Annotated in this window: 12 protein-coding genes and 1 pseudogene; 4 read left to right on the top strand and 9 right to left on the bottom strand. The window is 73.1% G+C overall.

Annotated elements, in window-relative coordinates:
- Positions 1 to 22: 22 nt before the first annotated feature.
- The gene (locus ACZ7MG_RS40020) at positions 23 to 655 is read right to left on the bottom strand and encodes a GNAT family N-acetyltransferase (protein WP_471396053.1); all 633 of its coding nucleotides are present in this window, start codon (positions 653 to 655) and stop codon (positions 23 to 25) included.
- 61 nt (positions 656 to 716) lie between these two features.
- On the opposite strand from ACZ7MG_RS40020, the gene ACZ7MG_RS40015 reads away from it, so the two are divergent.
- From ACZ7MG_RS40015 to ACZ7MG_RS40005, 3 genes are all read left to right on the top strand, one after another.
- On the top strand, positions 717 to 1,631 hold the full coding sequence (locus ACZ7MG_RS40015) for a helix-turn-helix domain-containing protein (protein WP_471396056.1): 915 nt from the start codon (positions 717 to 719) through the stop codon (positions 1,629 to 1,631).
- Positions 1,632 to 1,702: 71 nt separating this feature from the next.
- Positions 1,703 to 1,915 (top strand): EF-hand domain-containing protein, encoded by a 213-nt coding sequence (locus tag ACZ7MG_RS40010; protein ID WP_471396058.1) that lies wholly within the window; start codon positions 1,703 to 1,705, stop codon positions 1,913 to 1,915.
- Positions 1,916 to 2,067: 152 nt separating this feature from the next.
- Positions 2,068 to 2,730, top strand: coding sequence for an NADPH-dependent F420 reductase (locus ACZ7MG_RS40005; protein ID WP_471396059.1), 663 nt, complete (start codon positions 2,068 to 2,070; stop codon positions 2,728 to 2,730).
- Between the two features lie 103 nt (positions 2,731 to 2,833).
- Here the strand turns inward: ACZ7MG_RS40005 and ACZ7MG_RS40000 are convergent, their stop codons facing one another.
- The 8 genes from ACZ7MG_RS40000 to ACZ7MG_RS39965 form a co-directional block, all read right to left on the bottom strand.
- Positions 2,834 to 4,333, bottom strand: a complete 1,500-nt coding sequence (locus ACZ7MG_RS40000; protein ID WP_471396060.1) for an NADase-type glycan-binding domain-containing protein — start codon at positions 4,331 to 4,333, stop codon at positions 2,834 to 2,836.
- Complete coding sequence (locus tag ACZ7MG_RS39995; protein WP_471396061.1) at positions 4,330 to 4,887, bottom strand: phage tail protein; 558 nt, start codon at positions 4,885 to 4,887, stop codon at positions 4,330 to 4,332. The genes ACZ7MG_RS40000 and ACZ7MG_RS39995 overlap by 4 nt, the downstream gene beginning before the upstream one ends.
- Before the next feature lie 124 nt (positions 4,888 to 5,011).
- Positions 5,012 to 6,970 carry a putative baseplate assembly protein gene (locus tag ACZ7MG_RS39990; protein ID WP_471396062.1) on the bottom strand — a complete coding sequence of 653 codons (1,959 nt, stop codon included), beginning with the start codon at positions 6,968 to 6,970 and terminating at the stop codon, positions 5,012 to 5,014.
- Entirely contained in the window at positions 6,970 to 7,413 is a 444-nt protein-coding gene (locus ACZ7MG_RS39985; protein ID WP_471396064.1) for a GPW/gp25 family protein, read from the bottom strand. The genes ACZ7MG_RS39990 and ACZ7MG_RS39985 overlap by 1 nt, the downstream gene beginning before the upstream one ends.
- An 88-nt stretch (positions 7,414 to 7,501) precedes the next feature.
- Positions 7,502 to 9,391: a VgrG-related protein gene (locus ACZ7MG_RS39980; RefSeq protein ID WP_471396066.1), complete on the bottom strand. Its 1,890-nt coding sequence runs from the start codon at positions 9,389 to 9,391 to the stop codon at positions 7,502 to 7,504.
- Positions 9,391 to 10,116, bottom strand: a complete 726-nt coding sequence (locus tag ACZ7MG_RS39975; protein WP_471396069.1) for a CIS tube protein — start codon at positions 10,114 to 10,116, stop codon at positions 9,391 to 9,393. The genes ACZ7MG_RS39980 and ACZ7MG_RS39975 overlap by 1 nt, the downstream gene beginning before the upstream one ends.
- Positions 10,117 to 10,203: 87 nt before the next feature.
- On the bottom strand, positions 10,204 to 10,629 hold the full coding sequence (locus tag ACZ7MG_RS39970) for a phage tail protein (RefSeq protein ID WP_037695699.1): 426 nt from the start codon (positions 10,627 to 10,629) through the stop codon (positions 10,204 to 10,206).
- Positions 10,630 to 10,666: 37 nt separating this feature from the next.
- Entirely contained in the window at positions 10,667 to 11,194 is a 528-nt protein-coding gene (locus ACZ7MG_RS39965; protein WP_471946662.1) for an extensin, read from the bottom strand.
- A 604-nt stretch (positions 11,195 to 11,798) separates the two neighbouring features.
- Here ACZ7MG_RS39965 and ACZ7MG_RS39960 point away from each other — a divergent pair.
- Positions 11,799 to 12,630 (top strand): annotated as a pseudogene (locus ACZ7MG_RS39960) (hypothetical protein); the annotation flags it as partial.

Below are 12,630 nucleotides of genomic sequence, written 5' to 3'. Positions count from 1 at the left end.
CCGCGCCCGGCGGCCCCGCCGGCTACCGGGCGCTGAGCAGTATCTCCGAGCCCACCGGCCGGTAGCCCGCCGACTGGAACGCCCGCACGCTGCGGGCGTTCCCCGGCGCGATCTGCGCCCACAGCGGCTCGGTGACCAGATGCCGCGCGGCGGTCACCAGCGCCCGGCCCAGCCCCCGCTGCCGCGAGGCCTCGTCCACCTCGACCGAGACCTCCAGCCGCCCGGCGATACCGCGGCCCGTCGTCAGCACACCGCCGGCCGCCGCCCAGACCCGTACCTCGTCCCGGCGGTGCCGCGCGTACGCGACGCGCGGGTGCCCGGCGTCCTCGATCTCCCGCAGCGGCAGCGGCGGTTCGCCCGGCAGGGGCGCGGCGACCAGCATCGCGTCGATGGTCTCGGCCGTACGGCCGGTCCGTTCCATGAAGGCCGCGAGGAACCGCGGGTTCATGCTCGCCGAGAGCGCGTCGCACTCCATCGACGCCAGGCTCTCGCGCACCCACTCCGGATCCTCGTCCGTGAAGACGACGGAGTGCGCGGTGAAGCACAGGACCCCCGCGTCCCGGGGGGAGTGCTGGGCGACAACCGTCGTACGGCCGTCCGCCGGCGGGAAGACCCCGAGGGCCGCCGCGTCGAGAATGTCCCGCAAGCTCTCCATCGCCGGACCTCTTCCCCCGCTCCTTGAGTCTCCACCCACTGGAAGGCCCACACTCGCAGACATGATCGAGAACGGCACCGGCCTTTTCACCATCGGGCAGCTCGCCCGCGGCTCCGGTCTGTCCGTGCGCACCATCCGCTACTGGTCCGACGAGGGTGTCCTGCACCCGGTCACCCGCAGCGCGGGCGGCTACCGGCTGTACGACGCCGCGTCCGTGGCCCGGCTCGAACTCATCCGCACCCTGCGGGAGTTGGGGCTCGGCCTGGACGACGTACGGCGGGTGCTCACCGGCGAGACGACCGTCGCGGAGGTCGCGGCCACCCATGTGGCCGCGCTGGACGCGCAGATCCGGGCCCTGAAGATGACCCGGGCGGTGCTGTCGACCGTGGCGCGACGCGGCTCGACCGCGGAGGAGATGACCCTGATGAACAGACTGGCCCGGCTGTCCGCCGCCGAACGCGGGCGGATCATCGACGACTTCATGGAGGAGACCTTCGGGGGGCTCGACACCGCCGACCCCGACATCCGTACGCGGCTGCGGTTCAGCCTCGCGGATCTGCCGGAGGACCCCACGCCCGAGCAGGTCGACGCGTGGGTGGAGCTGGCCGAGATGCTGCAGGACCCGGCGTTCCGGGCGCGGATGCGGCAGACGGTGGAGTTCAACGCGGCGGACCGGGGGCCGCGGGTGCCGTCGGGCACCTCGCTGTGGTTCATGAGCCGGCTGGTGCAGCTGGCGGGGGAGGCGCTCAGGGACGGCGTCGACCCGGCCTCGGCCGCCGCCGACGAGGTGCTGTCCGGGCTGCTCGGCGACGCGGACCGGGCCGTCCTGCTGGAACGCGTCACCTCGGCGGCCCACGCCGAGCTGGCCCGGTTCCGGGAGCTGGCCTCGCTGGTGCGGGGTGTGGAGCCGCTGTCGGCGCACACGGAGGAGTTCGCGTGGGTGGTCGCCGCACTGCGGGCCCGGGTGGCCGGTTAATCTGACCTGCGTCAGTAGGACTGTAGGCAGGACTGTCTCACAGAGGCAGGGCACCAAGAAGGGGCGGATCGGTGGCGGACATCGAGGCAGCGCGCAAGGAGTTCCAGCGGATCGACGTGGACGGTGACGGGTTCATCACCGCCGCCGAGTTCAAGACCGCCCTGGCCCAGGGGGGCGACTGGAACGTCACCGAGTCCGTGGCGGAGGTCATCATCCGCACCCGCGACCTCAACGGCGACAAGCTCCTGTCGTTCGACGAGTTCTGGGCCCACCTGAACAAGTGAGCCAGGGCCCCGGGGGCGCTCCCGTCGCATACGACGGGGGCGCCCCCGCGTCGTCAAAGCAGCAGGGCGCGCCGGAATAGGAGTGCGTACGGCGCGGTTGGCCCCAGTAGTGCATGCACATGCATGAAACGCGACGCAAGGGGCGACCTGTCATGAAGATCGGCATCATCGGCGCGGGCAACATCGGCGGCAACCTCACCCGACGGCTCACCGCCCTCGGCCACGAGGTGTCCGTCGCCAACTCCCGCGGTCCGCAGACCCTCACCGCACTGGCCGAGGAGACGGGCGCGACCCCGGTCCCGGTGGCGGAGGCGGCGCGCGGCGCCGAGGTCGTGGTGATCACGATCCCGCTGAAGGCGGTCCCGGACCTGCCGTCCGGCCTCCTCGACGGCGCGGCGGACGGTGTCGCCGTCCTCGACACCGGCAACTACTACCCGCGTCAGCGCGACGGCAGGATCGCCGCGATCGAGGACGACGGCCTCACCGAGAGCCGCTGGACCGAGCAGCACATCGGCCACCCCGTGATCAAGGCCTTCAACGGCACCTACGCCCAGGACATCCTCGACCGCCCCCGCCCCGCGGGCGACGCCGACCGCCTCGCCCTCCCCGTCGCCGGCGACGACGAGGCGGCCAAGACCAGGATCCGCGCCCTCATCGACGACCTCGGCTTCGACACCGTCGACGCCGGCGGCCTCGACGACTCCTGGCGCCAACAGCCCGACACCCCCGTCTACGGCCTCCGCGCGGGCACCGAGGCCGTGACCAAGGCCCTGGCCGAGGCTTCGCCGGAGAGGCCGGCGGAGTTCCGGGCGTAACCGAAGCCCGGGCCGGCGGGTTCACGGACAGCGGCCCCGAAGGCGCACAGGTCGTCGGACCGTGCGGCTTCGGGGCCGGTTGTGTGTGCGGCGGTCGCTCGGGTCAGCTGCTGCTGCCGCTGGAGCGGCCGAAGAACTCGATCTCGGCTATGGCCACCTGCTTCTTGTCGTCGGCGCCGAAGGAGGAGCGGATGGTGAAGCGGACGGTCTCGGCGCTGCCGACGCGGAACTTGCGGCTCTGGGCGCCGGCGGTCTGGTCGAGGGTGATGAACTTGGTGGACTTGGTGCCGTCGGCGGCGGTGATCGTCGCCTCGATGCGGTGCGGGCGGGCCGACTCCGCGAGCTGGTCCGGCTTCTTCGAGACGCCCGGAGTGATGACCACGTCCAGCAGCCGGAGGGGTTGCTCGAAGTGGGCCTCGATCCACTCCCCTTCGCCGGCCTGGGTGACGCCCGGACCCCACCACGTGTTGTTGTAGTTGTCGAAGGCCAGCTTCGGGTTGTGACCGGGGAACGAACGGGACGCCTTGTAGGTGACCGCGTAGACCTTGGTGCGCTTGGCGAAGTGGTCGCGGGTCGCCTGGTAGCCGTCGTCGGCCTGGAAGGCGAGGGTGACGACCAGGGCGACGACGACGGCGGCGATCACCCAGTTCATGATCGCGCCGAAGCCGCGGCGCAGACGCGGGCGGTCGCCCGCCCACGGGGTCTCCGTGCTGCGGCCGTTCAGCATCCGGCGCCACCACGGCAGCCGTCCCGGCGCCTCCGGACGGCCGGCCATCGGCATCGCGCAGCGTGCGCAGAAGTGCCGGTCCGGTCGGGTCGGGGTCCCGCACCACGGGCACGGCACACCGCCCTCAGTGCCGAACTCCGGTCCGGGAGTGCGTACTTGGGGCCGCTGGACATCCGGGCGGCCCGGCAGCACGGGTGCGACGGCCGGCTCCGCCGGGGCACGGGGTTCGGGATCGGCCACCGGGACGAGGAGGGACCTGGCCCGGTCTGCGGCGGAGGGGGCGGGTGCGGCAGGGGTGGGGAGGGGGGTGGTGGGGGCCTCGTCGTCGTGTCGGGGGTGGGGTGCGGGGGTCGGATCGGGGGTGGCCGCCGGGGGAGCGGCTGGGGGTGTGCTGCTCGCGGGGGTCGGTTCGGCGGTGGGGGGCGCGTCCGTGCGTACCGTCGTGGCGGTCTCGGGGGCGGTGGCCGTGGCCGTTCGCGGCTGGCCGGTGTCGTGGGCGGTGCGGGCCGTGCCCGTGCCGGCGCCCGGGTGGGCGAAGGCGTCCCAGCCGGGCTCGCCGGGAGCCGCCGCGCGACCCGCGCCCGCACCCGCGCCTGCACTGGCACTGGCGACTGCACCCGCGCTTGCCGGTGCGCTCGCCGGTGCGGCGGCCGGGGCCGGGTCGGTCGGGCGGTCGGGGGCCGGGTCCGTCGTACGGGCGGCGGTCGCCGTGGCCGGGGCCTCGCCCGTGGTGGCGCCCGCGGTCGCTCGGGCCGGGGTTCCGGACCAGCCGAGTACCGCGCCGCAGGCGTCGCAGAAGGACTGGCCGGGCTCCCCGCGGGTTCCGCATTCGGCGCAGCTCTGGGCCTGGCCGGTGCCGGGGGTCGGGCTGGTCATCTCTCGGGGATCCTTTCGGCGGCGGTCACCTGGACCGTGTAGGGCATGTGGGCGGGGCGGGCGGCGGCCACGAGGCTGTCCAGCCGGTGTTCGTCCGCCGGGGTGGGGTGGGGCAGGCGCAGGAGTACGTGCAGGCGTGGGCGGGGCTCGCCGGGGACCGGGCCGAGGGGGCGGGCGTCCCAGGTGGCGGCGCCGCTCTCGGTGATCTCCGGGGTCACACCGAAGACGAGGCGTACGGCTTCGGAGAGGCCTCGGCGGGTGCCGCGTACCCGGTGCAGGTACGCGGCGGCGGCGACGGCCGCGCGCAGGCGGTCCTCCGGTTCCGTGCCGTCCGTCTCGGCGCCCACCCAGCCCGCGAGCCACTGGGTGAAGTCCACCGGGGCGAGGGACGGGGTGAAGTAGGAGTCGAGGCAGTCGAGGACGGAGAGGATCGGGGCGAGGACGTCGTCGAGGCCGCCGACGAAGCGTTGGGCGAGGTCGTCGTCGGCGAACACGGCGGGGAGCATCGTGCCGATGGGGTGGGAGGAGCCGAGGTTGTCTATGGAGCCCCTCATATGTGGCCTCCGAGTGCGCCCAGGAGCTCGGGGGGTGCGGTGCGTCGGCGGCTGCGGGTCCGTCGTGGTTGCTCGCGCAGTTCCCCGCGCCCCTTTTGGGGCTGCGCCCCATCAAGGGCCGTCCTCATGGCTTGTCCCCGATCACTCGGACCCGGTGGTCGAAGGAGAAGACCAAAGACGGCGGTGAGAGGTCGATGCGGTTGGTGGGGTCGCCTCGTTTGCCGGTGAGGGGGTCGGCGGGGTGGAGCTGGACGTCGTCGACGAGTTCGACGCCGGGGACGCGCTGGAGGACGGCGAAGACCTCGCCGGACTGGACGGGGCGGCCGAAGGGCCAGCCGCGGCCGTCGGCGCCGCCGGTCAGCGGGTCGAGATGGCGGTAGAGCGCGTCATGGGCCTGGCGGCGGACGCGGTCGGTGTCCACGCCCCGGAAGGCGTGCAGCGTGGCGACGACCGTGATGCCCTGGTAGAAGGGCGGGCCGACCGCCAATCGCGTCCCGATCAGGCGCCGTTCGTCGAGGTGGCGGGTGATCCGGCGCAACAGCGCGTCGCCGGGCACCAGTTGCTCGAAGCGGAGCCGGCCGCCCGGGTCCGGGACCGCCTGCGGGACCACCAACACCCGTACCGCGTACGCCCCGTGCTCGCCCTCCTCGCCCTCCAGGCAGGTGATGCGGGCGGTCTCGGGGGCGGCGCGGCGGGCCAGTTCCTCGTAGTCGCGCAGGGTCACGGCACGCTCCTGGGCGCGCAGGGTGATCGGCGCCCGGACCTTCGCCTCCTGCACGGTCTCCGCGTCGACCCCGCCGCGCGCGGCCTCGCGGTTGACGACCTCGGAGACGTACGGGACGGAGGTGCGCAGCACCCGGATGGCGCCCCGGGCGACGTTGCCGGCCCGGCCCCCGCCGGTGCGGTAGCGCACGGCGCGGATGACGGCGCCCTTGGGGGCGACGGCCCCGTACTCGCGCAGGGTGCCGTCGGGCTCCCGTACCGCCGGGCCGAAGGCGATCTCGCCGGTGGCGGAGTCCAGGGTGATGTGCCGGTCGTAGGAGGTGGACGCGGCGAAGGAGGGGACGACGTCCCAGTCGGTCCAGCCGTCGTGCTCGGCGGTCTGCAGGAGGACGGGCGGGGTGTCGCCGACCACGGGGAAGTGGGCGAGGCGCAGCCGCTGGCCGGGCAGACCGGTGGACTCGCCGAGCGCCTCGTCGTACACGGTCTCGGCGTGTACGACGGTGGTGGTGCCGCCGATGGTGAAGGCCTCGGCGGCCCGGACGGTCGGCGAGGTGGTGTAGAAGGGCTGGTCGGGGAGGGGGTCGGTGACCCGGCAGCGCAGCCAGCCGGCCTCCTGGCCGCCGGTGCGGGACAGGGTGTGCGCGCCGGGCATGTGCAGCACGACCTCGCCCGGACGGTTCAGACCGCCCGTGCCGTCACGGTCGATCTCGCACTCCGTCCAGCCGTCCTCGGTCCACGCCTCCCAGACCAGCGGCGGCTGCCGCGGGTCCACGCCGACACCGTCGACCACGCTGTCCAGTTCCAGCACGATCGCGCAGTGCGGGACGGCGGCGGTCAGGCCGAACAGCATGCAGTCGCCGGGCCGCGGGGACTCGGCGAAGCACATCAGGTCCTTGCCCTCGGCGAGGTCGGCCGTCCGGTCGGCGACCGGCTCACCGGGCCGCTGGGTGACCAGATACCGCAACTCGCAGGGGACGACGCTCAGTTCACGCTCGGTGGCGAAGACCACCGCCTCCTCGCTCTCGGTGCGCAGCGTCGCGACCTCCGTGCCGACGGGCAGCGGCACCGGCTCCTCCTGCGGCGCCGACAGCCAGAACGTCACGTCCGTCCGGGCGGCCGAGGGCGGGAACAGGGTGATGCCCACCAGGTCCAGGAACGCCAGATGGTTCTTCTCCGGCACCCGATTGAGCCGGTAGACGATCTGGTCGGCCATGTGGGCGACCGTCTCCACCAGGGTGACACCGGGATCGGAGACGTTGTGGTCGGTCCACTCCGGGGCCCGCTGCTGGATGTAGCGCTTGGCGTCGTCGACGAACTGCTGGAACCGGCGGTCGTCGAGGTTCGGGGAGGGCAGGGCCATCAGCGGTCGCTTTCGGGACGGTCGGAGCCTTCGGGAGCGAGGTCCGGCTCGTCGTGGGAGGGGATGACGTAGAACGGGAAGACCAGGCTGCGCGGGTTGTTGGTGCCGCGGATCGAGTACTGCACGTCGATGAAGAGGACGCCCTGGTCGGCGCCCGCCGTCACCTCGACGTCGGTCACCTCGATCCGTGGCTCCCAGCGGTCGAGGCTCGTGTACACCTCGTGCTGGATCCGGCCGGCGGTGGCCTCGTTGACCGGCGCGAACACCAGGTCGTGGATGGCGCAGCCGAACTCGGGGCGCATCGGCCGCTCACCCGGCGCGGTCGCCAGCACGAGCCGGATGGCCTCCTCGACCTCGCGCTCCCCGCTGACCAGGGCGATGCCCCCGGTGGGTCCGATCCGCAGCGGGAACGCCCAGCCGGATCCGACGAACTGCTCGGCCATCAGTGGGCCACCCCTTCCTTCTCGAAGCTGTTGTGAAGCTCGACGCTGTTGTGAGGCTCGAAGCTGTTGTTGAGCCGGGCCGTCCGGGTCATCCGAACGGGTACTTGATCGTGTTCACGGAGAACACACCCATCAGGTCGACCTTGAGGCCCTTGAGGCCCAGCAAGCCCGCGGCGGTGACCTGCACGGTGCCGACCGAGGTGAGGTTGAGGGCGGCCGCCGCGGTGATGTTGACCGCGCCGCCCGCCCTGACGCTGACGAGCCCCCCGCCCTGGATGTTGAGCGGGCCGCCGCTCCTGAGGTTCAGGGTTCCGCCCGCGGTCAGGGAGAGATTCGTACCGGCCCGCACGGACACCGAGGTGCCGCCCTTGATGGAGACGGCCCCCTTGCTGTCCACCGTGATCTCGGTCTTCGTCCGGTCCAGGTTGATGATCAGCCGGTCGTTGCCGGTGGCGAGGCGTACGCCCTGCTTGCGCAGTCCGGTCTGCTGGCTGAGCAGGTCGACGCGGTTGCCCTCCCGGTCGGACAGGGTGTGCCGGATCGCCTTCTTCTTGACGGGGTCGTGCAGCCACACGTCCTTCACCGGGGTCGGCTTGTCCACGCCGTTGTAGAGACCGCCGATGACGAACGGATGGTCGAGGGTGCCCCGGTCGAAGGCGACCAGCACCTCGTCGCCGACGTCCAGCGGGAAGATCCCGCCGCCGCCCTTGCCGCCCAACTGCACGGTCCGCGTCCAGTCGCTGACATAGGTGTCGTCCAGCCACGGGAACTGCAGCTTCACCCGGCCCTGCTTCAGCGGGTCCTGGACGTCGGTGACCAGCGCGTTGGCCACACTGGGCATCCGCGGGGCCGCCGTACCGCCCCCCGAGGTCAGGCCGAAGAGCGAGCGCCACTGCCGGCCGCTGACGGTCACCCAGGTCTCGTAGTGGCTGCCGTCGCCGAAGGTGTGCCGTACGGAGGTGCAGGTGTACTTGCCCTCGAACGGGGCGCCCACGTCCGAGAGCGTGATCGGCACGCCGGGGCGCAGCAGCGGGTTGCCGCGCACCATGACCTCCAGCTCCGCGAAGGAGGAGGTGATGTCGTCGGCGAGGGAACCGGCCGCGTGCGTGACCTCGGTCTGCAGGTCGTACGGGGTCTCGGTCTCGACCAGTTTGGCGGCCTTGAACGGGTTCGAGGCCTTCTGCGGGGTGGTGCCGATGGCGATACCGGGGTTGGCGCTCGCCTTCGTCAGCGCGGTGATCTTCCTCTTCGTGGTGACGTTCCAGCCGCGCGCCTCGACCTTGTCGACCTGGTCGGCGGCGGTGACGGCGGCCCGGCAGCGCAGGATGTCCACGCCGGCCTTCAGCTCGTAGGGGTCCTTCTTGCCGGGGGCGGTCGCCGGGGGTGCGCCGGACGCCGGCTTCGGCTTGACGAACTGGAACTTGCCCTTGGCGTCCAGCGACATCACCATCTCGTTCTCGTCGGCGAGCCGCGCGAGGAAGTCCCAGTCCGTCACATTGGACTGGCTGATGAAGTCGTAGACGGTCTTGGTGGACTGCACCTGGCCGATCGGGACGCCGTTCAACCCGGCCAGCTTGCGGGCGATGTCGGCGGCCGTCTGGTTGCGGTACGCCGCCACCCTGCGCACCCGCATCAGCCGGTGGCCCGCGTCGTAGCCGCGGACCACGGTGAAGGTGCCGGTGCCGTCGTAGTCGGTCTCCATGCCGGTGACCTCGCCGGTGAACACCGGGGAGCCCGCGCCCTTGCCGCCGGCCACGGGCGAGATGACGACCAGGGAGCCGAACCTGACGTTCAGTTTGCCCAGCACCAGCCCGTGCGGGTCCCGGAAGGTGAGCCGGAACGCGCCGGGCACCCCGGCCCCGAGATCGACCCAGCCGCCGACCAGCAGGTCGGCGTAGTCGGTCGGCAGTTTCCTGCCGTCGACGGTGACCTCGATGATGTTGGAGAAGGACGGGTCTCCGGCCTGGCCGCCGCCCATCAGTAGGCCACCTCCCCGGCCGCCGGGAGGACGAGTTCGGTGCCGGTGGGCAGGTGGTTCGGGTCGTCGATGTCGTTGGCCTCCGCGATCGCCCGCCACGCGGACGCGTTCCCGTACTCCCGCCACGCCAGCGACTGCAGCGAGTCGCCCGCCACGACCCGGTGCACACTCCGCGCGGTGAGCGCGCCCGACGTCGGGTTCTGCCCCTCGGTACGGCTGGGGATCTCGTGCAGCGTCAGCCGGCAGGCGGCCCGGATCGGCACACCCGTCGTCCCGAACAGGGAGTAGGTGACGTCCACGGAGCTGACGTACGCCGTGAAACGGGCCGTCGAGAACGCCCCCCACTGGAACACCACCCACGGCGGCGACGGCTGCTTCGCGGCGAGACTCTTGGCCGTCACCTCGCAGCACGACAGCAGGGTGTCCACCTTCTTCAGCACCGTGGTGCCGCTCGGCTTGTCGGAGGAGTCGAGGAAGATCTCGACGTTCATCTCCCGGGGGTCCGGCCCCATGAACTCCGGCAGCGCGCCGTCGCGTACGGCCGCGCTCGTCGTCCGCTTCCACTGGGCGCCCTGGCGCAGGGTCAGCTCCGCCGGGTTGAACTCGAAGTTGAACGTCTTCTTCAGCCCGCCCGGTGTGGTGCTCGTCCCGACCGGCGGCTCGTGAATGGCCAGTGTGGCCCGCACGAGGCTCTTGCCCGCGCCGCCCTTGCTGCCCTTCGCCATCTGCTGTCCCTGCCCCTGTTCCTGTGCCTGTCCGTGCCCTGGCCGTGCCCTGGCCGTGCCCTGTCCGTGTCCGGGTGTCTCCGCCGGTCAGTCCGTGAAGCCGTGGTGCGTGATCTCCAGGACCTCGGTCGCCACGCTCGGGTTCGCCGGGTCCAGGGACGGGCCCTGCCAGCTCACCGGCAGGACGTCGATCAGGCCCCAGTGCGCCACCTCCGAGCCGTCCGCGCGCAGCGCCGCGATCTGGGCCGTCGGGCGCTTCACGCCCGTCGCCACGGACGAGATCCAGGCCGCGACCTTCGCCGTGTCCGGGGTCAGCGGGCGCGTCAGCCGGATGTTGGAGAACGTCACGCGCGACGGGAACTGCCAGACGAACCCGTTGTTCCCGCCCTCCTGGCGGTGCTCGATCTCCACGGTCGAGGACAGCCCCTCACACCCGTTGAAGTAACCGAGGCTCTCGCCGTCGATCGTCAGGGTGAAGAAGATGGTGGAGCCCGGGTCGAGATCGCGGGGCATCGGGGTGGGCCTTTCTGGTGGTGCGGGTCGGTGGCGGTCAGTGGCGGGGGTCGCGGAGCTTGCCGATCCGTTCGCGGTCCATACGGAGTTCGGTGCGGACGAGGCGGGTGATCCGGCCGATCAGCTTGTGCGTGAGTTCGTCCAGCTGGAAGTCGGTCAGGGCGCGGGGGTCGAGCTGGGCGCCGGGGGCGGCGTTCTCGTCCACGGCGGAGTAGGCGGGCGGGTCGGCGGGGGTGGCGGTGGCGGTGCGGTGCGGTGTTTCGGCCGGGGGGAGCGCGGTGGCCGTGACGGGTGTGACGGCTGTGGTTGTGGTGGCGGGGGTGGGGGTGAGGGGGGCTTCCGGGGCGCGCTGGATGGGTGCGGGTGCGGGTGCGGGTGCCTGGGGGGTGAGTGCTCTGGTGCGCTGGGGTGTCTGCGGGGGTGTGGTGGGGGTGACGGCGAGCGGGAGGGCGGTACGTGACGCTGACGTGGGGCCGGCCGTCGTGAGGCGTTGTACGGCGGGGCCGGTGCCCGGGGTGGCCGGGCGGCGCAGGGGTACGGCGGTGGGGGTGGTGCGGCGTTGCACGGCCGGGGGTGGGGTGGGGGTGGGCAGGGCCGAGGTGAGGGCGCGGGTGGGGGTGAGGGGGCGGGCCGGGAGGGGGGATCGCGGGAGGGGGTGGTGGGTTGGGGTGGTGAGCGGCTGCGGGTTCGTGGTGGCTGGTCGCGCAGTTCCCCGCGCCCCTGCTGGGTGCGGGGCGGGGTTTTTGGGGGGCACTGGGGGTGGTGTCGTCGCTCGTTGTACGGGGTTCGCGCCGCCGCCGGGGGAGAGGGGTTTCGTGTCCTGGGGCGGGGTGGAGAGGGGGGCGCCGAGCAGGGGGCGTTGGCGGGGGGCGGGGGTGGTGACGGTGGGCTGGGAGGGGGTGGTGGCTGTGGTCGGGAGGGTTGGTGAGGCCGGGGTCGGGGCCGGGGAGGTCGGGACGGGGCCCGAGGTGGGGGCGCCGAGGCCCATGCGCCTTGGCCCGCTGGGGGTGCTGCGCTGAACGGGGTGGGGGGCAGGGGCGGGGGCGGGGGTCGCTTTCCGGACGCCGCTCGGGCCGACTGCCGTGCCGCCGGGGGCGGTTGGCGTCGCCGGGGGGCTGGTGGGGGCACCGGCGGGCGAGGTCGTCGTATGGCCGGGGGTGCCTGTTTTGGTGTCGGAGCCGGAGGTGGTGGGGCGCGGGGGTGTGCCGGTGGTGGACGTGGGGCCGTTCGGGGTGGCACTGGGGGTCATCGGGGCGCGCTGGATGTTCGCCACCGGGGTGCCGGGGGCGGGTGTCCGCGTGGCGGGGGTGGTGGGCGCGGGGCCGGGGCCGCTCGCCGTACGGGCCGAATGGTTCGCCGTCGTGGTGGCGGGGCGGGCCGCTGGCTGCTGGGGGTTCGCCGTTGTGGTGGCGGATATGGGGGTGCCGAGGCCGGAGGCCCTGACGGTGCCCGGGCTGGTCGTGGTGTCGCCGGGGCTGCTTGCGGTGCCACGAGGGCCGACTGCGGCTTCGGCGGAACCGGTGGCCATGCTCCCGGCGCCGGCCGCCGTACCCGTGGACCCTGTCACCGCCCGTTGGACGCCTACAGGGGTGCCCGGGGTGCCTGCGGAACTGCGCGCCGCACTGCTGGGGATGGCCGCGGGGCCGCTGGGGCGCGTCGCCGAACTGGTGGGGCTGACGCCGGGGTTGGCGGCGGTGGCGCCGGGGGCGGTCGCCGTGCCGCCGGGGGTGGCCGCGCTCCTGCCGGAATCGGTCGCTGACCGGGCGGGACTGGTCGCCGAACTCGGGTGGCTGGAGGGGCTGGTGGTCCTGCCCTCGGGGGTGGCTGCGCCCCCGCTCGGGTTTGCGGCTGCGCTGTGGGGGCTGCTTGCCCTTGTGCCGGAGCCGGCCGCCGAGGTGCCGGGGCTCGTGGCCGAGCCGCCGGGGGTGGTGGGCCTTCCGGCGGGGCCTGTGGCTGTTTCGGTGGGGTTGGGTGTCGTACTGCTGGAACTCGTCGCTGTAC

The sequence above is a fragment of the Streptomyces sp. NPDC107538 genome (assembly GCF_055657445.1).
The sequence above is the reverse complement of the archived record's forward strand: the minus strand, read 5'-3'. Positions and strand labels throughout refer to the sequence as shown.

What these genes read in the sequence shown, in the direction of transcription:
- ACZ7MG_RS40020 (WP_471396053.1), bottom strand. Translation starts at nt 655, where the DNA reads ATGGAGAGCTTGCGGGACATTCTCGACGCGGCGGCCCTCGGGGTCTTC.
- ACZ7MG_RS40015 (WP_471396056.1), top strand. Translation starts at nt 717, where the DNA reads ATGATCGAGAACGGCACCGGCCTTTTCACCATCGGGCAGCTCGCCCGC.
- ACZ7MG_RS40005 (WP_471396059.1), top strand. Translation starts at nt 2,068, where the DNA reads ATGAAGATCGGCATCATCGGCGCGGGCAACATCGGCGGCAACCTCACC.
- ACZ7MG_RS40000 (WP_471396060.1), bottom strand. Translation starts at nt 4,333, where the DNA reads ATGACCAGCCCGACCCCCGGCACCGGCCAGGCCCAGAGCTGCGCCGAA.
- ACZ7MG_RS39995 (WP_471396061.1), bottom strand. Translation starts at nt 4,887, where the DNA reads ATGAGGGGCTCCATAGACAACCTCGGCTCCTCCCACCCCATCGGCACG.
- ACZ7MG_RS39990 (WP_471396062.1), bottom strand. Translation starts at nt 6,970, where the DNA reads ATGGCCCTGCCCTCCCCGAACCTCGACGACCGCCGGTTCCAGCAGTTC.
- ACZ7MG_RS39985 (WP_471396064.1), bottom strand. Translation starts at nt 7,413, where the DNA reads ATGGCCGAGCAGTTCGTCGGATCCGGCTGGGCGTTCCCGCTGCGGATC.
- ACZ7MG_RS39980 (WP_471396066.1), bottom strand. Translation starts at nt 9,391, where the DNA reads ATGGGCGGCGGCCAGGCCGGAGACCCGTCCTTCTCCAACATCATCGAG.
- ACZ7MG_RS39975 (WP_471396069.1), bottom strand. Translation starts at nt 10,116, where the DNA reads ATGGCGAAGGGCAGCAAGGGCGGCGCGGGCAAGAGCCTCGTGCGGGCC.
- ACZ7MG_RS39970 (WP_037695699.1), bottom strand. Translation starts at nt 10,629, where the DNA reads ATGCCCCGCGATCTCGACCCGGGCTCCACCATCTTCTTCACCCTGACG.